The sequence below is a fragment of the Phenylobacterium sp. genome (assembly GCF_016124325.1).
Taxonomy (GTDB): Bacteria; Pseudomonadota; Alphaproteobacteria; order Caulobacterales; family Caulobacteraceae; genus Phenylobacterium.
In genome coordinates this window covers 119,582-143,087 of record NZ_WGNY01000014.1, presented here as the reverse complement: position 1 = coordinate 143,087, position 23,506 = coordinate 119,582, and the positions used below count along the sequence as shown (strand labels likewise).

Genomic DNA, 23,506 nt, shown 5'->3' with positions numbered 1-23,506 from the left:
GCCCGAAGCTAGTCGACAGGTTCGCAGTCGAACCGATCGATCTGGCCGTTTTGAAGGCGGAAGACCGCGTCCTGGGGCACGTCCTGGCTCACCGTGGCCTCACGGTCGAGGCCCGCGTATGCGCCGCGCAACAGCCGTCCCCAGACGCCGTGGCTGACCGCCAGCACGCGGCGACCGGGCTCGGCGGGCAGGTCGTCCAGCCACCCTCGGGCCCGGGCCATGACGTCCTCGAAGGTCTCGCCGCCGGGCGCCGAGAAGATCCACTCGCCCATGGGCTGGGCCGGATCGACGTCGGTCAGTTCGGCGCGGAGCCGCCCCTCCCACTGGCCGCAGCAGATCTCGGCGAGGCGCGGGTCGAGCTCGATCGTCAGGCCCGTGGCGGCCGCGACCGCCTCGGCGGTGCGCCGCGCCCGGCCGATGGGGCTGGAGACGAGGCGCCAGTCGTCGCCCGGCTCGCGGGCGACCAGCTCCGCCGCCAGGCGCGCCATGGCCTGGGCCTGGCGCTCGCCCAGCGGCGTGAGGTCGGATTCGGCATGGCCCTGGATGCGCCGTTCGCGGTTCCAGAAGGTCTCGCCATGTCGGAGCAGCAGGATCATCGCTTGCGGCGCACCACCGGGTGCGAGGTCGAAAGCCCGCCGTCCACCGCCAGCGTCTGGCCGTTGACGTAGGAGGCCTCGTCCGACGCCAGGAACAGGCCGGCCGCAGCGATCTCCTCGGGATGGCCATAGCGCGTGGTGGGGTTGAGCTGGCCGATCCGGTCCTCGTTGCCGCGGGCCCGCGCCCCGTCGAAGATCGGCTTGGTCATGCCGGTCTCGATCAGGCCGGGCGCGATGGCGTTGATGCGGATCCCCGTGCCGTAGAGCTCGTTGCAGGCGGTCTTCACCAGGCTGATCACCCCGGCCTTGGAGGCGGAATAGGCGGGCCCGCCGGCGCCCGAGCGGATACCCGCCACCGAGGCCGTGCAGATGATCGCGCCCTTCCCGTTGGGAATCATCGCAGCCGAGGCGTGCTTCACGGCCAGGAACGGCCCGATCAGGTTCACGCGCAGGACTTCGGCCCAGTAGTCGGCGGTCTGTTCGGCCAGGGGCGTGAAGCCCCCCGAGATGCCGGCGTTGGCCCAGAAGACGTCCAGGCCGCCGTGGTCGGCGATCGCGCGATCGACCAGCGATTTCACGAAGGCGTCGTCGCCCGCATCTCCAGTGACGGCGACGGCCTTGCCGCCAGCCGCGCGGATGGCCTCGGCGGTCTCCTCGACGGCTTCGGCCCGGTCGGCGACGACCATGTTCGCGCCCTCGGCGGCGAAGAGCTTGGCGGCGGCGCGGCCGATGCCGCTGGCCGCGCCGGTGATGACGGCCGAGCGGCCGGAAAGACGTCCCATGTTGTCCTCGTTGCTACTCTGTCAGGCTGTGGTCTTGGCGCGGCTGGCGGCGGCGCAGATGGCGTCGACGAAGATGTCGTAGAGAGCCGGCGGCAGGTCGTGGCCCATGCCGGGGATCATCCGCAGTTCCGCGCCGGGGACGGCCGCCGCCGTGGCCTCGCCGCCCACCGGCTGGACCAGCGGATCGTCGGTTCCGTGCAGGACCACCACGGGGATCGCGAGCCCCGCGAGGCCCGGCGTCCGGTCGCCGTCGGCCATGATCGCGGCGCGCTGCCGGGCCACACCGGGCGGATTGAAGGCGCGGCTGTGCTCCGCCGCGGCGCGCTCGCGTAGCGCGCCCTCAGGCCAGGGATAGCCGGGGCTGCCGATGGTCACCGCGTTCCGCACGGCGTTGTCGAGGAAAGCCTCGAAATCGGCCTTCGGATCGGGCGGCGGATCGTTGAGCACCGCCATCGCCTCGGGCGTGGAGCTCAGCGTCCCGGGCGCGCCCGGCGCCGACATGATCGAGGTCATCGACAGCACTCGCCCCGGATGGTCGATCGCCATGCGCTGGACGATCATCCCGCCCATCGAGACCCCGGCGATGTGGGCGCGCTCCACCCCCAGGTCGTCGAGGATCGCCATGCCGTCGCGCGCCATGTCGGCCAGGGAATAGGCGTCCTTCGGCCACGACGAGAGGCCGGTGTCGCGGTTGTCATAGCGGACGACCTGATAGCCTCGCGCAGCCAGCGCCTGGCAGAAGGCTTCCGGCCAGCGCGTCATCTGCGACCCCAGGCCGTTGACCAGCAGGATGGTTTCAGGCCGGCCCTCGCCGAAGGCCTCGTACTCCAGCTCGACGGCGCCGTTGCGGGTTCGGGGCATCGCGGGTTCTCCTTCGCACGTATCCAAGAGGTTGCGGGGCGCTCCCCTGCGACCTTTCGGCGCGTGAAACGGCTGGCGTTTCCACGGCCTGAATGCCAATCATTGACTCAAAGAGTCGCCTGTGGGGGAGGGGCCAAGCGAAGGCATGCGCGTGATCGTCCCCCTGTTGCTGTCCCTGGCGATGTGGGCGTTCATCCTCCTCGGACTGGCGGGGCTCTGGCTGAAGATCTTCGGCTAGGGGATGAGCAGCACCCGCCCGACCGCCTGACGGCTTTCGATGTAGCGGTGCGCGGCGGCGGCCTCCGACAACGGGAAGGTGCGGTCGATCACCACCTTCAGGTCGCCCTTGGCCACGTCGTCGATCAGCCGGGCGATGTTCTGGCGCACCCGCGGCGTGGTGATCTCGGCGCCCAGGAAGACGCCCGACAGGCTGCGGTTGCCGCCCATCATCGAGCCCACGTCCACCTTCATCGGCTCGCGGCCGGCCTGGCCCACCATCGAGACGCGGCCGCGGTAGGCCAGTGACAGGATCGAACCCTGCAACGTCGGCCCGCCGACGGAATCGACGATCACGTCGGCGCCCTTCTTGTCGGTGAGGCGCATCACCTCCTGCACGACGTCGTGGGTCTTGTAGTTGATGCCGTGGGTCAGCCCGAGCGGCTTGAGCTGCTCCAGCCGCTCGTCCGAGGACGCCGTGGCCAAGACCATCGAGGCCCCGGCGCGGGCGGCGAGCTGGATGGCCGCCACACCGACGCCGCTGGCGCCGGCCTGCACGAGGACCACCTCGCCCTTCTTCATGCGGCCGAACTCGAACAGACAGTCGTCGGCCGTGCCGAACGTGACGGGGATCACAGCCGCTTCCTGCGTGCTAAGCCCGGCCGGGACCTTCCATGCCGTGGCGGCCGGCACGGCGCGCAGCTCGGCGTGGCTGCCGAAGGCGCCGGTCGTGCAGACCTTGTCGCCCACCTTGAAGTCGGCGACCTGCTCGCCGACCTCGATCACCTCGCCGGCGGCCTGGTAGCCCACGACGTGCGGATGGGTCATCAGCGGCCCGCGGAAGCGGTTGAGCGTGTCGCCGCCTTCGATCGAGACCGCTTCGACGCGGATCACGATGCCCTTGGGATGGCACTGGGGATCGGGAACGTCCTCGTACTTCAGGACATCGGGCGCGCCGTTCTCGTAGTAGACCGCGGCTTTCATCGGCTCCTCCCTCGCGTCGCCCAATGGGTCAAACGACTGTTTGACGTCACCCTTTTCATGGGCAAGCTGGCGGCGCAAGGAGGAACCCCATGCGACTGGCCAAGCCGCGGATCGACATCGGCCTCTCGACCAACGCGGTCGAACCCCTGCTGGCGTTCTGGCAGGGCGAGGCGGGCGCGCGGTTCGACCACGTGCTGCCGATCCGGCGCGGCCAGGACCAGCACCGCCACGACGTCTTGGGCAGCGTGCTGAAGATCAACGCCCACCAGGCGCCCCTGCCCGCCAACCCGCCCAGCGGCTATCGCGAACTCCTCATCGCCCGCGAGGGCCTGGGCGCGCCGCAGGCGCTCGCCGACCCTGAAGGCAACCGGGTCAGCCTCGTTCCGCCGGGGCATGAGGGCGTCACCCAGATCGGCGTGCGGATCGCCGTGCGCGACCTGGCCGCCCACCGCCGCTTCTACGGCGAGGCGCTGGGCCTGCCCGAGGAGCGGCCGGGCGCCTTCCGGGCCGGCGAGAGCCTGATTCTGCTGGAAGAGAGCCCCGACGCCCCGTCCGACGCCCAGATGCAGGGGCCCGGCTGGCGCTACATCACCTTCCAGGTGTTCAAGGTCGACGAGGAACACGCCGGCGTGCTGGCCAAGGGCGGGCGCGAGGCCCTCGCCCCGGTGACGCTCGGGACCACCGCGCGCATCTCCATGGTGCGCGATCCCGATGGCAATTGGATCGAGCTGTCGCAGCGCGCCTCGATCGTCGGAAGCCTGGAGTAGAGCGCCGCGTCATGGAGTTGATCCTCATCCGCCACGGCCTGCCCGAACGCAGCGCCGAGACCTCGGACCCACCGCTCTCGGACGTCGGCCACGACCAAGCCCGGCGGGTCGGCGCGGCGCTGGCGCGCGAGCGGATCGACGCGGTCTTCGCCAGCACCATGCGGCGCGCGATCCAGACCGCCGAGCCCTACGCCGCCCTCGCCGGCCACGAGATCGTCACCCACGAGGGCATCGTCGAGTTCGATCGCGATTCCGGCAGCTACACGCCGCTGGAGGTGCTGAAGGCCGAGGACTACGAGGCCTGGAAGGCGTTCGTCCGCGGGGACGGCGACGCCAACATCAAGGCCTTCCAGGCGACGGTGGTCGAGACGCTGGAGGACCTGATCGGAGCCCATCGCGGAAAGACCATCGCCGTCTTCTGCCACGGCGGGGTGATCAACGTCTGGACCGCGCACATCCTGGGCATGGCGCCGCGCCTGTTCTTCGAGCCGCGCTACGCCAGCGTCCACCGCTATCTCTGCGCGGGCTCAGGCGAGCGGAACCTGGTCAGTCTGAACGACGTCGCCCACCTGCGCGACGCCTGAGGCCGGCCGCTCAGGCCTGGGGCTGGGCGACCGCCGCCTCGCGCCGCTCTCGCCCGAACGTCAGGCCGCTGACGAAGCTCCACAGCGCGGCGACCTCGCTCGCCGCCTCGGGCTGGCCGTCCATCTCCTCGACCGAGCGCCCGAGATCGAGGGCGGTCTGGTAGCCGGTGCGGGAGCGCAACAGGGCCGGCGCCACCGGCAGCCGCAGCATCTCCAACACCTTCAGCGCGCGCTTCACCAGCGGCGGCTCGGTTCCGGCCCGGGCCGAAGCCGCCTGGTTGACCACGGCCACCAGCGGCTTGCGCAGGCGGCGCACGATGTCGGTGGTCTGGGCCGCTGCGGCCAGATCCAGGAAGGTCGGGCGGATCACCAGGAGGCAGAGGTCCGCCGCCACGATCGCGTGGCTGAGCTCCTCTTCCACCACCGCCGGGGTATCGATCACCAGCAGGTCGACGCCCTCTCGCACGGCGCTGAGCTGGAGGGCGAACAGCTTGGCGCCCGAGGTGGCGACGACTTCCGGGCCGCCGCCCTCGCGGCCCTTCAGGGCGTGGCTCGACGAGCGCTGGGCGTCGGTGTCGGCCAGTATCACGCGGCGTCCCCGCCGATGGGCGGCGAGCGCCAGGTGAACCGCGACGGTGCTCTTACCCGATCCGCCTTTGCGCGCGATGACGGCGATGGTGCGCATACGGTCGGCGACGCTGTCCTGGAAAACTCAAGGTGAAGCTAGTTAGCCCCAGGCGTGTGACAGAGGCGCGACGCGCGCGCCCGCATCGTCCGTCGAGGCGGCGGTTGTCAGACCGGGATCGATCCGCGTCGGCGCAACGCTGAGCCGGCGGCGAAAAACCCGGCCAGCATCAGCGCCCAGACCTGCGGCTCCGGCGCTGACGAGGTCGTGACCACGGCGTCGCCGGCGACCTCGACGTTGTCGATCGACACCCCTTGCCGGGTGCCGCTGGAGTCGCTGCCGAACTGCAGGCGCAGGTTCACCGCGCCCCCCACGAACGCGCCGAGGTCGAACACCGCCGTGCCGGTCGCCGAGTCGGCCAGGGCGACGACGCCCAGATGGGGCGCGTAGGTGATGTTGGACGTCGAATAGGTCATGCCGCTCAGCGGATAGATGAGCCCGCCCGGCGGACTGAAGCCCCCGGTGCTGGCCAGCACGTTGAAGCGGTCGTAGTCGCGCTCCAGGACGATCGAATAGTCGAACGACAGGAGGGCCGAGGTGGCGTTCGTGAGGTCGACGGTGAACTGGTAGTATGAGTACTCGTTGTTGAAATAGCTGGTCTGGTGGCCGACGACGCCGTCGTGGACGACGAAGCGTCCAAACACGGACTCGTTCGCGCCGAGCGCCCCAGAGAAATCCTGCGAGAAGAACTCGGCGGCCAGCGCGCCGCTGGCTGCGAGCGACGCGAACGCCCCCACCGCCGCTCCGATCAGCGCAATCCTCGGCCTCACCCCCGCCTCCTGAAGCGAATCAGCTCCAAAGCAGCTTCACCTGGGATTCGCCTGTTAGGAGTCTCGGACAACGACATTCCCCTGTGGCGCGAGCTGCGGACTCGCGGGAGTCGTTATCCGTTGCGTTTCACGTAGTTGCGGATCGCCGAGACGATCCTGTCCTGGGTCGGGACGTCGAGGTAGGGGTGCATGGGCAGCGCCAGCACGCGCTGGGCGGCCGCCTCGGTGACCGGGAGGCCGCCGGGTTGGGGAAAGCCCGCATAGGGCGCCTGCCGGTGGAGCGGCACGGGATAGTAGACGGCCGTCGGGATTCCCTCGGCGCGCAGATGGCCGGCCAGGCCGTCGCGGTCGTCGGTCTCGATCACGTACTGGGCCCACACCGAGACGCCGCCGTCGATCACCCGGGGGACGCGCACGACGTCGCCGAGCCCCGCGGCGTAGCGAGCGGCCACGCGGTTCCGGGCCTCGATCTCGTCAGCGAAGATGGTCAGCTTCTGCAGCAGGACCGCGGCCTGGATGGTGTCCATCCGGGCGTTCATCCCGATGCGCATGTTCAGGTACTTGGGGTCGTGGTCGAAGGTGCGCCCCTCGAGGTCCGACGCGACGGCCTGGCCGTGGACCCGCAGCGAGACCAGCAGGTCGTGCAGGCGCGCATCCTTGCAGAGCACGGCGCCGCCGTCTCCGTAGGCGCCGAGCGGCTTGGCGGGAAAGAACGACGTCGTGGCCACGTCGGCCCAGTGCAGCGGATGCTCGCCGTCCAGCGTGCAGCCGAACCCCTGGGCGGAATCGGCGATGAGGGCCAGGCCGTGCTTGCGCGCGACCGAGGCGATCGCCGGATAGTCGGCCGGCTGGCCGAACAGGTCCACGGCGATGACCGCGCGCGCCGTGAGCTTGCCCTCCGCCTTCACCGCGGCGATGGCGGCGTCCAGCTTCGCGGCGTCGAGGTTGTAGGTGTCGGGGCGCACGTCGACGAACACCGGGGAGGCGCCGACCAGCGGCATCGCCTCGGCCGTGGCCGCGAAGGTGAATGAGGGGCAGAAGACCGCGTCGCCCGGCCCGACGCCCATCGCCATCAGCGGCAGCACGAGCGCCTCGGTGCCGGAGCCGCACGACAGCGCATGGGGCGCGCGGCCGAACGCCGCCAGCGCCGCCTCGAGCTCGCCGATCTCGGGGCCCATGACGTAGGCGCCCGAACGCACCACCTTGAGGATGGCGTCCTCCAGGGCCTGGCCGAGGCGCTGGCGTTGAGCCTGAAGATCGATGAAGGGGATCATGGCGCGCGCTCATGCCATGCGCCGGGCGGGGCCGCCAAAACACGCTTGGTGACGCTCTGTTGCGCGCGGCGCGCGGGATATCAGAACAGGATCAGCGGGAAGGCGGCTGTCACCTGGGCCGAGAGCCCTGGCCCGCAGATGTCGGGATTGTAGCCGCAGCGCGCTCTGGAGAGGTTGGTGTCGGTGTACCGCGCTTCGAAGGTGAGGTTCCGCCAGGTGATCGCCGCGCCCAGGCTCCAGTAGGTGCGGTCGGCCCCGCGGCCGATCCAGCGGCGACCGGCCTGCGCCTTCACGACGGCGGCCGGGCCCAGCGCATAGTCGGCCTCGCCCTCGACCCGCCAGGCCTCGCCCGAGCCGTAGGAGGCCCTGGGCACATAGGTGGTGGTCCCAGTCAGGGTGAGCGGCCCCGACTTGCGGCTCAGGGCGGCGCCGGCCTGCACGAAGTCGTAGGTCGGGCCGGGCGTGCGGTTGTCAGGGAAGGCCGTGTAGAGGCCGCTCAGCTTCAGCTCGGTGGCGGCGTCCAGCCTGAAGGTCTTCCCGCCGTAGAAATCGAGTTCGTATGAAGTGCCGTAGTCGTTGAAGTCGACGCCGGTGGCGAAGACGCCGGCGTACCAGCCATCGGGTCGGAAGTAGTGGACGTTGGCCTGGACCACGGCGTGCTGGTCGGAATTCGAGACCCCCTGGTAGCGGTAGTCCGAGGTGAGCGTGACGGATGAATAGATCCCGCTCGGCCCGTCGGCGGCGCGGGCCGCACCCGCGAAGGCCAGCGCGGCGGCGGCGATGATGGCGAAGCGCATATCCATGGCCGCAGGGCTAGCGGCCGGCCAGCTTCCGGCGTACTGAATTCGCAGAATGAGTGATATCGATCTGAATAAACTTCGGCGGCTGGACGGCGGCCTGCTGCTGGTGTTCCGCGAGTTGCTGCGCACCCGCCGGGCCAGCCGGGTGGCGGAGATCCTGGGCCTGTCGCAGCCGGCGATCAGCCACGCGCTCTCCCGCCTGCGCGACCTGTTCGGCGACGCGCTCTTCGTCCGCCGCCCGCACGGCTTCGAGCCCACCCGCCGGGCGCTGGAACTGGGACCTCGGATCGAGGCGCTGATCGCGCTGGCGGGCGAGGCGCTGGACCCCGACGCGAGGTTCGACCCGGCGCGAAGCGCGCGACGCTTCCACATCGGCGCGCCGGAGTTCGTGACCGCCGTGATCGGGGCCGCCCTGATCCGGCGGCTGCGCGCCGCCGCGCCCGCGGTGACCTTCGCCGTCACCCACGTCGCCGAGGAAGACGCGTTCCGCGCGCTGCGCCAGGGCGAGATCGACTTCGCCCTCGGACGGTTCGGCGCGGCCCGCGCCGGCTATGTCGTCGAGCCCTTCCTGGAAGACGCCTACTGCGCCATCGCCCGCCAGGACCACCCGACGATCCGCGGCGCGATCGACGCGGCCGCCTGGCGCGACACGGGACACGTGTTCGCGTGGAACCCCAGCGAGACCGGCCAGGACGGCTCGGCGACCGATGGCCCGGAGAAGGTGCGGATGATCGCCTCCGCGCCGAACTGGCTGACGGTGCTGATGCTGGTGGCCGGAACCGACGCCATCGGCACCGTTCCGCGCATCCTGGCCGAACGCCATGCCGACCGGCTGGGCCTGCAGGTGCTGGACCTGCCCTTCCCGCCGAGCCCGGTCACCGTCTCGGTGATGCGCCGGGCCGGCGTGAACGACGAAGGCGCCGCGTGGTTCCTCGATCAGGTCCGCGCCGCGGCGGCGTAGATCTACGGACTAGATCTGTCGGGCGCGGCCTTCCCAGTAGGGCGCGCGCACCTTGCCCCGCTGGATCTTGCCGGCCTCGGAGCGCGGCAGCTCGGTGACGAAGTCGAGGCTGCGCGGCGCCTTGAAGCTGGGCAGGCTGTCGCGGGCGAAGGCCAGGATCTCGTCGGCCAGCAGGTCCGAGGGCTGGTAGCCCGGCTTCAGCAGGATCACCGCCTTCACCTGCTCGCCCCATTCGTCGTGCGGAACGCCCACGGTGGAGGAGTCGGCCACGGCCTCGTGCTGGATCAGGATGTTGTCGACTTCCTGCGGGTAGATGTTGACCCCGCCGGAGATGATCGTCTCGGCGCTACGGCCCGTGAGGAACAGGTAGCCGTCATCGTCGAAGTAGCCCATGTCGCCCATGGTGAAGTAGTCGCCGACGCGGCTGGCCTGGGTCTTCTTCTCGTCCTTGTAGTAGGTGAAGCCGCCGCCGGGCGGGAGCTGGTGATAGATCGTCCCGGCGACGTTCCGCGGGCACTCGTTCCCGTTCTCGTCGAGGATCTTCGAGCCCAGCAGCTCAGGCTTCTTGCCGACCGAACCCGGCTTCTTCAGCCACTCGTGGCTGTCGATCATGAAGCCCGCGCCGCCTTCGGAGCCGGCGTAGTACTCGTTCAGCACCGGGCCGAACCACTCGATCATGGCCAGCTTCACCTCGGGCGGGCACGGGGCCGCGCCGTGGATGATGAACTTGACCGACGAAAGATCGTACTTCGCCTTCACCTCGGCCGGCAGCGCCAGCAGCCGCTGGAACATGATCGGCACGAGGTGCATGTGCGTCACGCGCCGCTCGGCGATCGTGCGCAGGGTGTGTTCCGAGTCCCATTTGTCGAGGAACACCAGGGTCGCGCCGGCGCCCATGGAGAAGCGGACGTCGAACGCCAGCGGCGCGGCGTGATAGGCCGGCCCGGCGCACAGCTGCACCGACTGGGCGTCGTAGCCGCGCAGGGCGAACATGGCCTGGGGCGCGGGTGGCGGCGGGTTGGCCCGATACACGCCCTTCGGCCGGCCCGTGGTGCCCGAGGTGTAGAGCATCTGGTTGCCCAGCACCGGATCGGCGATGTCGTGGCCATCCAGCGTGGCCAGGGCTTCGTCGTAGTCGGTGAAGCCGTCGATCTCGCCGCCCACGGCGACCCTGAGGCGCAGGTTCGGCGCCTGGGTCGACGCCGGGCCGCAGGCGCCGATGCGCGCCTCGCCGAACAGGGCCCGGGCCTCGCAGTCGTTGAGGATGTAGGCGATCTCGTCGACGGTGAGGTGCCAGTTGACCGGGGTGATGCGGAAGCCGCCGCGCAGGGTGGCGGCGAGCACCTCGACGAACTCTCCGCGGTTGGACATCACCAGCGCCACGGCGTCGCCGGCCTTGAGGCCCGCGCCCCGCAGCAGGCGCACGATGCGGTTGGCGTTGCGGTTCACCTCGGCGAAAGACCGCGTGCGGCCGTCGGGGTCGATGACGCAGGCCTTGTCGGGCTGCGCGTCGGCCCAGACCGACGTCGTCATGCCCGTCAGCGCGGCCGCCTCCAGCCGCGCGCTCAGGTCCTCACGTTCCTTGACCGCTTCCATCCCATCCTCCGCACATCACTTTACTTTGTATATCATTCTCGAAGTTCGAAAATGACAATGCCATGCGCAAGGGGGGCGGACAATCGCTCGGCAGGAGCGGCGCCCGCGCGCCGTCAGGCCTTGAAGCGCCGCAGGACCCAGCCGCCGACAGTCGCCCCCACGGCCGTCAGCACAGTCCCCCAGGAGATGTCGATGAGGGTGATCTGGGTGGCCCAGACCTTGAGCGTCGCCTGGTTCGTCAGGTCGTAGGTCGCGTAGCAGAGCGCACCGAGCATCGCGCCCGTCGCCGTGGTCTGGGCCAGCGACTTGCCGCGCGTCGGCCAGATGGCCAGCACCAGGATGCCGGCGATGTAGGCGAAGTAGAAGACTGCCGCCGGACCGATCCGGGCCGAAGGCAGGGCCACCGGATCCAGCGTCGGGAAATAGACCTTCGGCCCGAACTGGGTCAGCCAGACGATGTCCAGCGCCAGCACCGCAAACGCGGTCGCCAGATAGGTCGCGATCAGTCGAAGCATCGGCCCTCCCCCTGCCCGGCCGTTACGCGGGCTTCAGCCGGTAGTGGCTCACCCCCCACTCGGCGCCGCCACGGTGGCCGAAAAGCCCGGCCGTGGCGAGGAAGAAGAGCCGCCAGCGGCGGTGCCACAGCGTCGCCTGGTCGCCATAGGTCGCCTCCAGCACAGGCCGGATCTTCGGTAGATTGCGGTCATAGAGTTCGAGCCAGTGGAGCGCCGTCTTCTCGTAGTGGGTCCCGCTCCAGCGCCAGTCCTGCTCCACCTCGAACAGATCGGCGAACTGGCGCATCAGGCCGTGGCTGGGCATCACCCCGCCCGAGAAGAAGTGCTTGGCGATCCAGTCGGCCTCGTCCTCGACGTTGAAGCGGTAGGGCGTGGTCCGGTGCGTGAAGATGTGGATGAAGAGGCGGCCGTCCGGCTTGAGCCAGGTCTTCACCTTGCCGAGCAGGGCGCGCCAGTTGGCCATGTGCTCGAACATCTCCACCGACACGACCCGGTCGAACTCGCCGTCGGCCTGGAAGTCGTTCATGTCGCAGGTGATGACCTCGAGGTTGCCGAGGCCGCGTTCCTGCGCGCGGGCGAGGATGAAGGCCCGCTGGCTGGCCGAGTTCGACACCGCGGTGATCCGCGCGTTCGGATAGGTCCGGGCCATCCACAGCGACAGCGAGCCCCAGCCGCAGCCGAGCTCCAAGATCCGCTGGCCGTCCTCCAGCCCGGCGTGCTCGGCCGTCTCCTTCAGGCCGTGCTCCTCGGCCTCCGCCAGCGTGTCGCCGGGGTTGAGATAGAGGGCCGAGGAATACTTCAGCTGCGGGCCCAGGCAGTTCAGAAAGAACTCCGCCGGCACTTCGTAGTGCTGGGCGTTGGCCGCGTCGGTGTGTTCGGCGATCGGCCGCTCGGCCATTTCGCGGGCGAAGACCGCATCGGCGTCGGGGCCGGCCGCGCCCAGCTGGCGGCGCGCGTTGGCGACCAGCAGGGTGATGGCGGTCCTGCGCACCACGTCGGGCAGCGGCGCGCCCTCGAAGGCGTCGATGGTGGCGGCGATCAGGCTCATTCAGGCGCTCGTTTCGGGGGGAGGGGGAAGAAGACGCTGACGCGCTTCTGGTAGTCGCGGAACAGGTCGCCGCGGGACTTGAGCATGGCCTCCTCCAGCGGCGGGACGCCGGAGACGTAGCGGAGAAGGCCGAACATGACGACGGGGGCCGTGAGGCTGAGCCAGGTGACCGGCCGCGCCGGGTCCAGGGCGATCACGGGATAGGCGCACCAGCCCAGCCACTGGAAGAAGTAGTTTGGATGCCGCGACCAGGCCCAGAGGCCGGTCTCGATCACCCGGCCACGGTTGGCGGGATCGCCTCGGAAGCGCTTCATCTGGCCGTCGGCCGCCGCCTCGCCGACCAGGGCCAGGCCGAACAGCGCCGCGGCGGCGACGTCGCGCGCGTCCAGGCCGGGCTGGCTCCGGTGCGCGGCGAGAATCACCGAGAGGCCCAGCAGCGCCGTCGCCGGCGCCTGCGGCAGGGTCACCCACAGCATGTTGATCGGATATCGGGCGCCGAACTGATCCCGGAAGGCGGCGTAGCGCGCGTCCTCGGGATGGCCGGAGACGCGCGGCGTGAGGTAGAGGCCGAGCCGAAGCGCCCAGATCGCCATGAAGGCCGCCACCAGCCATTGCCGCGGCTGGACGTCGGCGAGCGGCCACAGCGCCGCCGCCGTGAGAATCGCGCCCGTGCCCCAGGTCCAGAAGACATCCGTCCATCCGCCGTTGCGCCGCCAAAGCCCGAACGCCCAGGCCGCGACCATGACCACGGTCATGGCGGCCAGCACGCCCAACCCCCACTGAAAAAGCATCAGCCCCTCCGTCCGGCGATACGACCATGGATCGCGAACAGACGCATCCAGTGCTGTGATGAAGTCGTAGCGTTTGCTAAGCAGACTGGCGTGGGGATCGCACGGCAGATGCGCGTGCAACTAGGGGTGACGAGTGGACGGAAGCGAGGAGCGGCGGCTCAGGGTGGCCGTGGTCGGCGGCGGTATCGCGGGCCTTTCGGCGGCATGGCTTCTATCGGAACGGCATGACGTAACGCTCTTCGAGGCCGATCCGCGGCTTGGCGGCCACGCCAACACCGCCGAGGCGCCCGGGTTCAATGGCCCTGTCCCGGTCGACACCGGCTTCATCGTCTACAACGAACCCAACTATCCCAACTTCACGGCCCTGCTGGAGCACCTGGGCGTGCCCCATCGCAACGCCGACATGGCGCTGTCGGTGTCGCTCGACGACGGGGCGTTCGAATATTCCAGCTACGGCGCGCTCGGCATCTTCGCCCAGCGGCGCAACCTGTTCTCGGCCCGCTTCTGGGCCATGCTGCGCGACGTCACCCGCTTCTACCGGCACGGTCCCAAGGACCTCGCGGCGCTGGAACAGCCGCTCACGTCGCTGGAGACCTACCTGCAGGACAAGGGCTACTGCCAGGCGTTCCGCGACGATCACCTGCTGCCGCAGGCGGCGGCCATCTGGTCGACGCCGCTGAAGGAGATCGGCCAGTACCCGGCCGCCGCCCTGATCCGCTTCTTCCTCAACCACGGCATGATGAGCATCTTCGGCCGCGGCGCGTGGCGCACGGTGGCCGGCGGCAGCCGCGCCTATGTCGAGAAGCTCACAGAGGCGTTCCGGGGCGAGGCGCGCAAGGGCGCGCGGGTCACCGGCGTACGGCGCGAGGCCCAGGGCGTCGAAATCCGCCTGGCCGGGGGCGCGCGTGAGCGCTTCGACGAGGTGGTGATCGCCACCCACGGCGACACCGCGCTCTCGCTGCTCGACGATCCGAGCGCTGAGGAGAAGCGGCTGCTGGGCGCCTTCCGCTACAGCCGCAACCTCGCCGTCCTGCACACCGATCCCATCCTGATGCCCAAGCGCCGCCGCGCCTGGACCAGCTGGAATCACATCGGCCGCCGCAACGCCCCCGGCGAGGGCTGCGTGACCTACTGGATGAACCGGCTGCAAAGCCTGAAGGACGCGCCGGACCTCTTCGTCACCCTCAACCCCACCAAGCCCATCGCCCCCGAGGCGGTGATCAAGACCGACATCTACGAGCACCCGCTGTTCGACGCCGGCGCGATCGCGGCGCAGAGCGAGATCTGGGACCTCCAGGGCGCGCGGCGCACCTGGTTCTGCGGCTCTTATTTCGGTCACGGCTTCCACGAGGACGCCCTGCAGTCGGGCCTGGCCGTGGCCGAGCAGCTCGGGGGCGTTCGCCGCCCCTGGACGGTGGAGAACGAATCCGGCCGGATTCACATCCGCGCGCCGGAACCGATCACCGAGGCGGCGGCTTGACGTTCCGCTCGGGCCTCTACCCCGGGCTGGTGACGCACACCCGGACGAAGCCCCGCCGGCACGCCCTGCGCTACCGCATCTTCATGCTGCTGCTCGACCTCGACGAGCTGGCCGCGCTGGACAAGGGCCTGAAGCTGTTCTCGCTGGGCCGGTTCAACCTCGTGGGCTTCGACCCGCGCCGCCACGGCGACGGCTCGGCGACGCCCCTGAAGCAGCAGGTGGAGAGCCAGCTCGCCGCCGCCGGGATCGCCCACGGCGGGCCGATCCGCATTCTCGCCATGCCGCGGATCCTGGGCATGGGGTTCAATCCGCTCACCGTCTACTACTGCCACCGCGAGGACGGCGCGCTGAGCGCGATCCTCTACGAGGTGAACAACACCTTCGGCGAGCGGCACAGCTATCTCATCCCGGCGGAGGAGGCCGCGCCGATCGTCCGCCAGGCCTGCGACAAGGGCTTCTACGTCTCGCCCTTCATGGACATGGACCTCGCCTATAGCTTCCGCCTGCGCCCGCCGGCCGATGAGGTTCAGGTGCTGGTCGACGTGGACGACGCCGAGGGCCGCGTGCTCGCCGCCGGCTTCGTGGGCGAGCGCCGCGAGCTCACCGACCAGGCGCTGATCCGGGCCTGGCTCGGCCACCCGTGGATGACCGTCGGCGTGCTGGCCGCCATCCACTGGGAAGCCCTGTTCATCTGGATGAAGGGCGAGAAGATCCGCACGCGCCCACCCAAGCCCGAATGGTCCGTCACCGTCGTGCCCACGGCCAGGATCGCCGCCTGATTCCCGGCCGCGCGCCGCCTGCTATGGTGGCGGCGCAACATCCTGAGAGTCGCGATGGCCGGCTGGTCCAGCGAATTCATCCTTCCCGCCGTCAGCGCGGCCCTCGCCGGGGGGCTGATCGGCCTGGAGCGCGAATACCGCGGGCATCCCGCCGGGCTTCGGACGCACATCCTCGTGTGCCTTTCCTCGGCGTTGCTGATGTCGGCGGCGACGCATCAGCTGGCCTGGCTCGCGCTGGACCTTCCCACCGACGTCATCCGCATCGATCCGGTGCGCATGGCCCACGGCATACTGACGGGCATAGGTTTCCTCTGCGGCGGCGTCATCTTCCGGCAGGGGCTGTCGGTGCATGGCCTCACCACCGCCGCTTCGCTGTGGATGGTGTCAGCGCTCGGGATTCTCTACGGCGTCGGCTTCTACGGTCTGGCGGTCGGCGGCACGGCGGCGACCATGCTCATCCTCGTCGGGCTGCGTTGGGTGGACCAGCATCTGCCGCACAGCGGCGTCGTGGATGTGAGGGTGCGCTTCCGGCGCGAGGGCCAGCTTCCCGAAGCCGCCTTCCACAGCCTCATGGAAGGGTTGGACCTGAAGCCGGGCAAGGTGAGCCGCCGGCTGGTCCCCGCCGGCGACGCCGTCGAGTTCGGCGCCATCCTCCGCGGCCCGGACGCCAGCCAGACCCATGAACTCGCGGAACGATTCTGCGCGGACGCCCGCGTGGTCAGCTTCGAGATCCAGCCCCGGGACGATTGAACATAGGCGCCGCGGCGGCAGGGCGGCTAAGCTCCCGGCAAAGAGAGGGGAGACCGCCTTGAAGACCACAGCGTTCCTGGCCGCCTGCGCCGCCGCCGCGAGCCTCGCGGGCGCCGCCCGCGCCGCCGACTACGTCTCGATCGTCCAGGAGACCGACCTGGCGGTCCCGGCCGCGACGGCCTGGGACAAGCTCAAGGGCTATTGCGACATCGGCAAGTGGCTGAACACCACCTGCGAGATCACCTCGGGGACCGACGGCGAGCTGGGCGCGGTCCGCAAGATCGCCGGCCGTATCGAGGAGGTCATCGTGGCCCGCACGCCCCTGTCGTACACCTATGCCGACCCCAACCAGCCGATCCTCTACCACGGCACCGTCGAGATCCGGCCGGTGAGCGATAAGGCCTCCAAGCTGGTCTACAGCCTGTTCTACGATCAGACGACGATTCCGGAAGCGACCCGCGAGGCCAACAAGGCCGGCCGGACCAAGATGTTCGGCAACGTCATGCAGGTGATGAAGGGCATCGCCGAGGCGAAATAGGCGCGCCCCATCGTCCCATCCCGGCTCTGCGAGGTTCCGCCTCCGGACCGGCCGGGCTAGAACGTCGGCTGAAGGTGGGGGAACGGCCAGGATGCAGCGGCGAAGGATCGACCGCGCCCAGCGAATGCGGGCGCGCCGCGTCTGGTGGGAACGGCACGGCGCGTTCGTGCGCGGCCTGTTCACCGGCAGTCTCGTGACGGGGCTGGCCGCCTGGATTCTGCAAATGGTGATGTCCCGATAGCCGCCACCCCGCCGTTCGGAGCCTCCACATCCGCCTACGAAGCCTGGGCGCGGGCCGAGGTCGGTCACTGGCGCGCCGGGCTCCTGAAGCCCGAAGGCGGGCTCGGCCGCGCTGCCCGCGGCGTCCAGGGGCGAATCAACCGCCTGATCCCCGAGCAGGTCCACGCGACCGTCACCTCGGTCGTCGAACGGATGACGCGCACGATCCTGACCGGCGCCAATCTCACCACCGCCGCCCCCCTTCAGGGCGCGGACCTGGCCGAACGCGACCGCCGCGCGCTGGCGGCCATCGACGGCTATCGCAAGACCGCCGCGGTGGAAGGCGGCGTCACCGGCGCCGGCGGCTTCTGGATGGCGCTGGCGGACTTCCCGGCGCTGATGGTGATCAAGCTCAAGCTGCTGTTCGATCTGTCGGCGATCTACGGCCACGACGCCGAGGCCTTCGCCGAGCGGCTCTACCTCCTGCAGCTCTTCCAGCTCGCGTTCTCGGGCGGTGGACGCCGCGCCGACCTCCTGGCCGCGATCGAGGACTGGGACGCCCGTCCCCACCCCGACGACTTCGCCCACTTCGACTGGCGCCGGTTCCAGATCGAATATCGCGACCACATCGACCTGGCGAAGCTGGCCCAGATGATCCCGCTCGTGGGCGCTCCCGTGGGTGCGGTGGTCAACTGGCGGCTGACCGAGCGGCTGGGCGAAACCGCCATGAACGGCTATCGGATGCGCTGGCTCGCGCGTTGAGGTCCCGATGCGCCGACTGATCCTGACCCTCCTCCTCGTGCTGCTCGCCGGCCCGGCGCTTGCGGCCGCGCGCATCACCGACGACGCCGTCCGCGCCTTCGTCGCGCGCCAGGAGCGCGCCTGGAACGGCGGCCAGGTCGACGCCTACTTCGCCGCCTTCACGCCGCAGGCCCGCTTCACCGACCAGGCCTATGTGGGCGACAAGCCGCCGGTGCCCTACGGCACGAGCACCCGCGCCGAGGCCAAGGCCCAGGCCAGGAAGGCGCTCGCCGAAGGCAAGAGCCGCGAGGCCGCCAAGGTCACCCGCATCGAGATCGCCCCCGACGGCCAGACCGCGAAGGTCACCCTGTCGGTCGGCTCCATCGTGGAAAGTGGCGGGCGCCGCCGCCGGCTCTGCGCTGCTCGTACGCTACAGCTCGTGTTGCAGGGCGGTGCGCTCAAAGGCGGCGATCAGACCGACACCTATGTGAGATGCCGCGGAGGATGACGCGGCGGCCCGGCCGTGGCTAACCTTGCGCCATGCTCCGCCGAACGCTCATCGCCCTCGCCGCCACGCTCTTCGCCGCGCCCGCGCTCGCCCAGGATCCCGCGCCAGCCCCGTCCGAGGCGACGGCGCCTGCCCCGCCGCCGAAGCCGAATCCCAAGGTGAAGCTCGAGACCGCGCTCGGCGACATCGTCATCGAGCTCTACGCCGACAAGGCGCCGATCACCGTGCGCAACTATCTGAGGTATGTGGACCGCGGCCTCTACAACGGGGCGACCTTCTATCGGGCGAGCAAGCCCAAGGACTATGCGGGCGACGACTACGGCCTCGTGCAGGGCGGACTACAGAACGATCCCAAGAAGGTGCTGCCGCCCATCCCGCACGAATCCACGATCAAGACCGGCCTGACCCACGGCAAGGACGGCGTGATCTCCATGGGCCGCCATGCGCCCGGCACGGCCCAGGCCGACTGGTCGATCATGCTGGGCGACATGAGCTACCTCGACGCCGACCCCAAGGATCCCAAGGGCAATCCGGGCTTCGCCGCGTTCGGCCAGGTGGTTGAAGGCCTGGACGTGATCCGGAAGATCATCGTGATGCCCACCGACCCCAACAAGGGCGAAGGCGCCATGAAGGGCGAGATGCTGGTCAAGCCCGTGAAGATCATCCGGATCACCCGGGTCGCCCCGGACCCGGCTTAGGCGCGGGCCGTCGCGACGCGGCGGCGGTTCGCCCGCAGAGCCCCGCCGGCGCCGGCGAAGCCGAGGATCATGAGCGCCCAGGTGGCCGGCTCGGGCACGCCGCCCACGCCACCGCCGGCGCCGCCGGGCGGCGGCAGGGTCGGCGGACCACCCGTGAAGTTCACGATCTGCGCGCGCTGCTCCGCGCTGAGCCCATCCAGGTAGGGATTGGCCAACAGGGACTGCCCCGTGGAGAGCGCCAGGCTGATGTCGGACGCGCTGGTGCCCGGCAGGCTGCTGGCGAGGAACGCGAAGTTCAGCAGGCTGACGCTCTGGCCCGGATTGACCGTGATGTGGAAGGTCGCGGCGTAGTCGTCGAACGACAGCGACTGCGCGGCCGCGGATCCGCCGACATGGGCGATGACGGGGTCGCCGAAGCAATTGCCCGCCACGCCGGCGCAGGTGACGAAGAGACCGCCGCCCGAGGCGAGGATCTGGCTCCCGCCGTCCGAGCCGAGGTCGCCGCCGAACGTGAGCAGGGTGTCGATCGTCGAGCCGGTCGTGTTCACGAAGGTGTCGAAGAAGCGGAACAGGTTCTGATCGGAGAACAGTTCGGTCTGGCGGAACAGGATCAATCCGCCGAAGTCGCCGGTGTAGACGCCGTAGGTGTCGAAGGCGTCGCGGCCGCCGTCATAGACCGCCCCGAGGCTCGAGCCCTCATAGCCCGTGCCGTAGTAGGCCGAGGCCGTCGAGTAGCCGTCATTGATATCGCCGGTCGCCTGGAACTGCTGGGCGGACGCGCCGCCAGCAAGCGCGCAGCCGACCGCGCACGCAAACGCGAGTGCAATCTTACGCATTGTTTTCCCTATGAAAATTACCCGACATTCAGCCGGGCGGAGGTGAATACACGGCCGGACGCACCGAGGGGATCCGCATTTCCGCAGACCGGGTCTGCAGCGGAGCGGGCCTCACGGCGCCGGCGGTGGGGGACTTGATCCATGTCGAGTCAAATTGCAAGACTTCAATCTTGCAATGAGATGCAAATCTCATTTATAGGATCATTCGAGAGACGACGGAGACGCTTCCCATGCCCCTGACCCGCGCCCAGATGGACGCCAAGATCGACGAGCACTTCCGCTACGAGCAGGCCGACGACATCGAGGGCGTGCTCGCCACCCTGACGCCCGACGCCGAACACGACATCGTGGGTTGGCCGACCGGACCGACGCACGGCCCCGAGGGCGCGCGCGGCTTCTATGAGACGCTTTTCGCCGACCTGGCCGATGGCGAGGTTCGCAGCGTCAGGCGGCTGTACGGCGAGGACTTCCTGGTCGATGAGAGCATCTGGTCGGGCCGCGCGCCGGGCCGTCCGTTCGGGCTGGAGGGGCGCGACCGGCCTCTCGAATTCCGCCTGCTGCACGTGGTGGAATATGCGCCGGACGGCCGGATGAAGCGCGAGAACGTCTGGCTCGACCTGGCCGCCATCCTCCAGCAGCTCCCGCAATGACCGGCGCCCGGGCGAACCAGCGGCTGCGCACGCGCAAGGATCTGCTTGAGGCGGCGAACCGGCTGCTGCGCGACGGCGCCAACCCGACCTTCGAGGAGATCGCCGAGGCGGCGATGGTCAGCCGCGCCACGGCCTACCGCTATTTTCCCGGCCTCGACGCTCTGCTTCGCGAGGCCGCGCTGGACGTGGAGACACCGACGCCCGAGGACCTGTTCGGCGACGACCGCTCGGTCGACGTCCTGGCGCGGCTGCAACGGCTGGACGGCGCGCTCGCGGGGCTGGTCCGGTCCAACGCGCCGGCCATGCGCGCCCTGCTCGCCCAGTCGCTGCAGCCCGCGGCCTCGGACGCGCCCGTGCGCCAGAACCGGCGGTCTCCGCTCATCGCCGCGGCGCTGACGCCGGTGAAGGACCAGTTCGACCCCAAGGCCTTCGACCTGCTCTCCAAGGCCCTGGCGGTCCTGCTGGGGATCGAGGCCGAAGTGGTGTTCGCCGATGTGCTGCGCATCGCCCCAGCCGACGCCGACCGCGTGCGCCGCTGGATGATCCAGGCGCTGGTCGAGGCCGCGCGCAGGGACTAGGCTTTCGGCCCATGAGCGACGGCGCCGAAGTTCCGGAAGACGGCTGGAAGCGCACGGGCGTGCGGGTCATCCCGGGCGACCAGCTCGACCCCAACACCGCCCAGACGCCGGGGATGAACCGCGCCACCGCCATCGACCGCGCGCGTGTCGGCGCCCAGAAGCTGTGGGCCGGGACAGTTCACATCCACGCCAACGCCAAGACCGGCCCGCACCACCACGGCCCGCTGGAGAGCGTGATCTATGTGGTCTCCGGCCGCGCCCGGATGCGCTGGGGCGAACATCTGGAGTTCGTGGCCGAGGCGGGACCGGGCGACTTCATCTACGTTCCGCCCTACGTGCCGCATCAGGAGATCAACGCCTCGAGCGACGAGACCCTCTCGTGCGTTCTCGTGCGCAGCGACTCCGAGGCGGTGGTCGTGAACCTGGAGATCGATCCGGCCGAACCGCCGGAGGGCGTCGCCTGGATTGACCCGATCCACAAGGCCTGAATCACCCGCCGAGCCATGGCGCCGGATAGCGCGTCCCGCGAACGCGGGTCGGCAGCCTCCGAGCGCGTCCCGAGGGACGGCCGCGCGCACCCTGCGACACTTGGAAGCTTCGACGCGCACCCCTCGCGGCGGTTAACCCGACGTTAAATCCTGGCCTCTTATGGTGGCCGCGAGAATGTCGAGGCGAACGCTATGGTCAGCGTGCAGCTTAGAAATTCCGGACAAGGGCTGTGGACAGCCCTGACCCTGCCCACATCGGTGCAGGCGGCCCAGACGCTCGCCGCGACGGCGCGTCGTCTGAACATGGCCGACTAGGTCCGGATTCAGCCCAGCCGGGGGTTCGCACCGGCGCATGCGGTCGATCTGACGGTCTAGCGACCCAGATCGGCCGGCGCATCCACGTCGAACAGAATGCCGTCGTCCGGGGCTTCCACCCGGGCGAGCCGCTCGCCCAGGGCCTTCAGGATGGGCCGCGCGCCGGCGTCGCCCTTCAGGGCGGCGACCTGCGGAAGGAGGCTGCGCGACAACACCACCGGATTGCCGCGCACCCCGCCGAACACCGGCGCCGCCGCGGGCGCACCCTCGGCCACCGCCCGGGCCAGCGCCGCCAGCACCGCGTGCGGAACCCGCGGCATGTCGCCGAGAAACACGAACACGCCCGCGGCGTCGCCGGGGAGGGCGGCGACCCCGGCGCGCAGCGAGGCGGCCATGCCCTCGGCGTGATCGGGCGCGTGGACGACCCGGACCTCCGGATCGAAGGCGCGGGCGGCGGCCTCCACCGCCGCCGCGTCGGCGCCGGTCACGACCGTGACGGACCCGACGGGGGCCGCACGCGCCGCGGCCAGGGCGCCGTGCAGCAGCGGCGCGCCGCGCCAGTCGGCCAGCAGCTTGCCGCCACCGAACCGCGACCCCGAACCGGCGGCCAGGACCAGCGCCGCGAAGCTCTCCCCTGTCGCCAACCCAACTTCCCCCCTATCTTGTGCGGCGAATGACGCCCTACGACGATATCGCGCCACGACCGCCACTGGTCGACGGTTTCGGCCGCACGGTGACCTATCTGCGGCTGTCGGTCACCGACCGATGCGACCTGCGCTGCGTCTACTGCATGGCCGAGCACATGACCTTCCTGCCGAAGGCAGAGGTGTTGACCCTGGAAGAGCTGGACCGCATCGCCTCGGCGTTCGTGAGCCTGGGAACCCGCAAGCTCCGGCTGACCGGCGGCGAGCCGCTGGTGCGCAAGGGCATGATGGGCCTGGTCCGCAACCTTTCGCGCCACCTCGCCTCGGGCGCGCTCGACGAACTGACCCTCACCACCAACGGCACGCGGCTGGCTGAATTCGCGCCCGAGCTGGCGGCGGCGGGGGTGCGACGCATCAACGTCTCGCTGGACACCAAGAAGCCCGACCTCTTCCGCCGCCTGACCCGCGGCGGCGACCTTTCCAAGGTGCTGGCCGGGATCGCCGCGGCCAAGGCGGCCGGCCTGTCGGTGAAGATCAACACCGTGGCGCTCAAGGACGACAACGCCGCCGAGCTCCCCGAGCTGATCGCCTGGGCCCACGGCGAGGGCCTGGACCTCACCCTGATCGAGACCATGCCGCTGGGCGAAATCGAGGCCGACCGCACCGATCAGTACCTTTCGCTCGCCCAGGTTCGCGGCGAACTGGAGAGTTTCTGGACGCTCGACGACCTGCCGCTCTCCACCGGCGGCCCGGCGCGCTATGTGCGGGTGGCCGAGACCGGCGGTCGCCTCGGCTTCATAACCCCGCTCAGCCACAATTTCTGCGAGGCCTGCAACCGCGTGCGCCTGACCTGCACGGGCGTGCTGCACACCTGCCTGGGCCAGGAGGACGCCACCGACCTGCGCGCCGTGCTGCGCGCGGGCGCCAGTGACGCCGAGCTGGTGGCCGCGATCCGCGGCGCGATCGACCTGAAGCCCAAGGGCCACGACTTCGAGATCGCCCGCGCCCAGCCCGCCGTGACCCGGCACATGTCGACCACGGGCGGCTGAACC

The 23,506-nt window shown here is 70.0% G+C and carries 30 protein-coding genes; 16 read left to right on the top strand and 14 right to left on the bottom strand.

The genetic code is table 11. The features are described from left to right. Positions 1 to 8 precede the first annotated feature (8 nt). The 4 genes from GC203_RS07660 to GC203_RS07645 all read right to left on the bottom strand — a co-directional run bounded on the left by GC203_RS07660 (position 9) and on the right by GC203_RS07645 (position 3,439). Positions 9 to 596, bottom strand: a complete 588-nt coding sequence (locus GC203_RS07660; RefSeq protein ID WP_293453016.1) for a histidine phosphatase family protein — start codon at positions 594 to 596, stop codon at positions 9 to 11. Continuing rightward, entirely contained in the window at positions 593 to 1,378 is a 786-nt protein-coding gene (locus tag GC203_RS07655; RefSeq protein ID WP_293453014.1) for an SDR family oxidoreductase, read from the bottom strand. The genes GC203_RS07660 and GC203_RS07655 overlap by 4 nt, the downstream gene beginning before the upstream one ends. A gap of 21 nt (positions 1,379 to 1,399) precedes the next feature. Continuing rightward, on the bottom strand, positions 1,400 to 2,239 hold the full coding sequence (locus GC203_RS07650) for an alpha/beta hydrolase (protein WP_293453012.1): 840 nt from the start codon (positions 2,237 to 2,239) through the stop codon (positions 1,400 to 1,402). Between the two features lie 234 nt (positions 2,240 to 2,473). After that, a complete protein-coding gene (locus tag GC203_RS07645) occupies positions 2,474 to 3,439 on the bottom strand; it encodes a zinc-binding alcohol dehydrogenase family protein (protein ID WP_293453010.1) in 966 nt (321 codons plus the stop codon). Positions 3,440 to 3,528: 89 nt separating this feature from the next. Here GC203_RS07645 and GC203_RS07640 point away from each other — a divergent pair, with 89 nt between their 5' ends. Then, the gene (locus tag GC203_RS07640; RefSeq protein WP_293453008.1) at positions 3,529 to 4,206 is read left to right on the top strand and encodes a VOC family protein; all 678 of its coding nucleotides are present in this window, start codon (positions 3,529 to 3,531) and stop codon (positions 4,204 to 4,206) included. Positions 4,207 to 4,217: 11 nt separating this feature from the next. Further along, on the top strand, positions 4,218 to 4,790 hold the full coding sequence (locus GC203_RS07635; protein ID WP_293453006.1) for a histidine phosphatase family protein: 573 nt from the start codon (positions 4,218 to 4,220) through the stop codon (positions 4,788 to 4,790). 10 nt (positions 4,791 to 4,800) lie between these two features. Here the strand turns inward: GC203_RS07635 and GC203_RS07630 are convergent, their stop codons facing one another. From GC203_RS07630 to GC203_RS07615, 4 genes are all read right to left on the bottom strand, one after another. Continuing rightward, positions 4,801 to 5,475, bottom strand: a complete 675-nt coding sequence (locus GC203_RS07630) for an AAA family ATPase (protein ID WP_293453004.1) — start codon at positions 5,473 to 5,475, stop codon at positions 4,801 to 4,803. Between the two features lie 107 nt (positions 5,476 to 5,582). After that, a complete protein-coding gene (locus GC203_RS07625) occupies positions 5,583 to 6,245 on the bottom strand; it encodes an immune inhibitor A domain-containing protein (RefSeq protein ID WP_293453002.1) in 663 nt (220 codons plus the stop codon). A 113-nt stretch (positions 6,246 to 6,358) separates the two neighbouring features. Continuing rightward, entirely contained in the window at positions 6,359 to 7,519 is a 1,161-nt protein-coding gene (locus tag GC203_RS07620; protein ID WP_293453000.1) for a DegT/DnrJ/EryC1/StrS aminotransferase family protein, read from the bottom strand. A gap of 80 nt (positions 7,520 to 7,599) precedes the next feature. After that, a complete protein-coding gene (locus GC203_RS07615; RefSeq protein ID WP_293452998.1) occupies positions 7,600 to 8,322 on the bottom strand; it encodes a TorF family putative porin in 723 nt (240 codons plus the stop codon). Between the two features lie 49 nt (positions 8,323 to 8,371). Between GC203_RS07615 and GC203_RS07610 the strand changes: the two genes are divergently transcribed. Next, positions 8,372 to 9,280, top strand: coding sequence for a LysR family transcriptional regulator (locus GC203_RS07610; RefSeq protein WP_293452996.1), 909 nt, complete (start codon positions 8,372 to 8,374; stop codon positions 9,278 to 9,280). A 9-nt stretch (positions 9,281 to 9,289) separates the two neighbouring features. On the opposite strand, the gene GC203_RS07605 is transcribed toward GC203_RS07610, so the two are convergent. From GC203_RS07605 to GC203_RS07590, 4 genes are all read right to left on the bottom strand, one after another. Next, the gene (locus GC203_RS07605) at positions 9,290 to 10,876 is read right to left on the bottom strand and encodes an AMP-binding protein (RefSeq protein WP_293452972.1); all 1,587 of its coding nucleotides are present in this window, start codon (positions 10,874 to 10,876) and stop codon (positions 9,290 to 9,292) included. A 113-nt stretch (positions 10,877 to 10,989) separates the two neighbouring features. Further along, positions 10,990 to 11,391 carry a DUF2177 family protein gene (locus tag GC203_RS07600; RefSeq protein WP_293452970.1) on the bottom strand — a complete coding sequence of 134 codons (402 nt, stop codon included), beginning with the start codon at positions 11,389 to 11,391 and terminating at the stop codon, positions 10,990 to 10,992. 22 nt (positions 11,392 to 11,413) lie between these two features. Beyond that, complete coding sequence (locus GC203_RS07595) at positions 11,414 to 12,439, bottom strand: cyclopropane-fatty-acyl-phospholipid synthase family protein (protein WP_293452968.1); 1,026 nt, start codon at positions 12,437 to 12,439, stop codon at positions 11,414 to 11,416. Then, positions 12,436 to 13,230, bottom strand: a complete 795-nt coding sequence (locus tag GC203_RS07590; RefSeq protein ID WP_293452967.1) for a DUF1295 domain-containing protein — start codon at positions 13,228 to 13,230, stop codon at positions 12,436 to 12,438. Before GC203_RS07590 ends, GC203_RS07595 begins: the two co-directional genes overlap by 4 nt. 133 nt (positions 13,231 to 13,363) lie before the next feature. Between GC203_RS07590 and GC203_RS07585 the strand changes: the two genes are divergently transcribed. The 8 genes from GC203_RS07585 to GC203_RS07550 all read left to right on the top strand — a co-directional run bounded on the left by GC203_RS07585 (position 13,364) and on the right by GC203_RS07550 (position 18,943). Next, positions 13,364 to 14,710: an FAD-dependent oxidoreductase gene (locus GC203_RS07585; protein WP_293452966.1), complete on the top strand. Its 1,347-nt coding sequence runs from the start codon at positions 13,364 to 13,366 to the stop codon at positions 14,708 to 14,710. Further along, on the top strand, positions 14,707 to 15,489 hold the full coding sequence (locus tag GC203_RS07580) for a DUF1365 family protein (RefSeq protein WP_293452965.1): 783 nt from the start codon (positions 14,707 to 14,709) through the stop codon (positions 15,487 to 15,489). The genes GC203_RS07585 and GC203_RS07580 overlap by 4 nt, the downstream gene beginning before the upstream one ends. A 54-nt stretch (positions 15,490 to 15,543) precedes the next feature. Further along, positions 15,544 to 16,239, top strand: a complete 696-nt coding sequence (locus GC203_RS07575; protein WP_293452964.1) for an MgtC/SapB family protein — start codon at positions 15,544 to 15,546, stop codon at positions 16,237 to 16,239. A gap of 58 nt (positions 16,240 to 16,297) precedes the next feature. Next, the gene (locus GC203_RS07570) at positions 16,298 to 16,777 is read left to right on the top strand and encodes an SRPBCC family protein (protein ID WP_293452962.1); all 480 of its coding nucleotides are present in this window, start codon (positions 16,298 to 16,300) and stop codon (positions 16,775 to 16,777) included. A 91-nt stretch (positions 16,778 to 16,868) separates the two neighbouring features. Then, a complete protein-coding gene (locus tag GC203_RS07565; RefSeq protein ID WP_293453204.1) occupies positions 16,869 to 17,018 on the top strand; it encodes a hypothetical protein in 150 nt (49 codons plus the stop codon). Then, positions 16,988 to 17,758, top strand: a complete 771-nt coding sequence (locus GC203_RS07560; protein WP_293453196.1) for an EcsC family protein — start codon at positions 16,988 to 16,990, stop codon at positions 17,756 to 17,758. The genes GC203_RS07565 and GC203_RS07560 overlap by 31 nt, the downstream gene beginning before the upstream one ends. A 7-nt stretch (positions 17,759 to 17,765) precedes the next feature. Then, positions 17,766 to 18,245 carry a nuclear transport factor 2 family protein gene (locus GC203_RS07555; protein ID WP_293452960.1) on the top strand — a complete coding sequence of 160 codons (480 nt, stop codon included), beginning with the start codon at positions 17,766 to 17,768 and terminating at the stop codon, positions 18,243 to 18,245. A gap of 32 nt (positions 18,246 to 18,277) precedes the next feature. Continuing rightward, complete coding sequence (locus GC203_RS07550) at positions 18,278 to 18,943, top strand: peptidylprolyl isomerase (protein WP_293452958.1); 666 nt, start codon at positions 18,278 to 18,280, stop codon at positions 18,941 to 18,943. Here GC203_RS07550 and GC203_RS07545 read toward each other — a convergent pair. After that, the gene (locus tag GC203_RS07545) at positions 18,940 to 19,779 is read right to left on the bottom strand and encodes a PEPxxWA-CTERM sorting domain-containing protein (RefSeq protein WP_293452956.1); all 840 of its coding nucleotides are present in this window, start codon (positions 19,777 to 19,779) and stop codon (positions 18,940 to 18,942) included. The two genes, GC203_RS07550 and GC203_RS07545, sit on opposite strands and share 4 nt — an antisense overlap. Positions 19,780 to 20,009: 230 nt before the next feature. On the opposite strand from GC203_RS07545, the gene GC203_RS07540 reads away from it, so the two are divergent. The 4 genes from GC203_RS07540 (at position 20,010) to GC203_RS07525 (ending at position 21,810) form a co-directional block, all read left to right on the top strand. Then, positions 20,010 to 20,429: an ester cyclase gene (locus GC203_RS07540; RefSeq protein ID WP_293452954.1), complete on the top strand. Its 420-nt coding sequence runs from the start codon at positions 20,010 to 20,012 to the stop codon at positions 20,427 to 20,429. Beyond that, positions 20,426 to 21,007, top strand: a complete 582-nt coding sequence (locus tag GC203_RS07535) for a TetR/AcrR family transcriptional regulator (protein WP_293452952.1) — start codon at positions 20,426 to 20,428, stop codon at positions 21,005 to 21,007. Before GC203_RS07540 ends, GC203_RS07535 begins: the two co-directional genes overlap by 4 nt. 11 nt (positions 21,008 to 21,018) lie before the next feature. Continuing rightward, positions 21,019 to 21,495, top strand: coding sequence for a cupin domain-containing protein (locus GC203_RS07530; RefSeq protein WP_293452950.1), 477 nt, complete (start codon positions 21,019 to 21,021; stop codon positions 21,493 to 21,495). A 192-nt stretch (positions 21,496 to 21,687) separates the two neighbouring features. Continuing rightward, on the top strand, positions 21,688 to 21,810 hold the full coding sequence (locus GC203_RS07525; protein ID WP_293452948.1) for a hypothetical protein: 123 nt from the start codon (positions 21,688 to 21,690) through the stop codon (positions 21,808 to 21,810). Between the two features lie 56 nt (positions 21,811 to 21,866). Here the strand turns inward: GC203_RS07525 and GC203_RS07520 are convergent, their stop codons facing one another. Next, entirely contained in the window at positions 21,867 to 22,454 is a 588-nt protein-coding gene (locus GC203_RS07520; protein WP_293452946.1) for a nucleotidyltransferase family protein, read from the bottom strand. Between the two features lie 29 nt (positions 22,455 to 22,483). Between GC203_RS07520 and moaA the strand changes: the two genes are divergently transcribed. Then, positions 22,484 to 23,503, top strand: coding sequence for a GTP 3',8-cyclase MoaA (gene moaA, locus GC203_RS07515; RefSeq protein ID WP_293452944.1), 1,020 nt, complete (start codon positions 22,484 to 22,486; stop codon positions 23,501 to 23,503). The last annotated feature ends 3 nt before the right edge of the window (positions 23,504 to 23,506 follow it).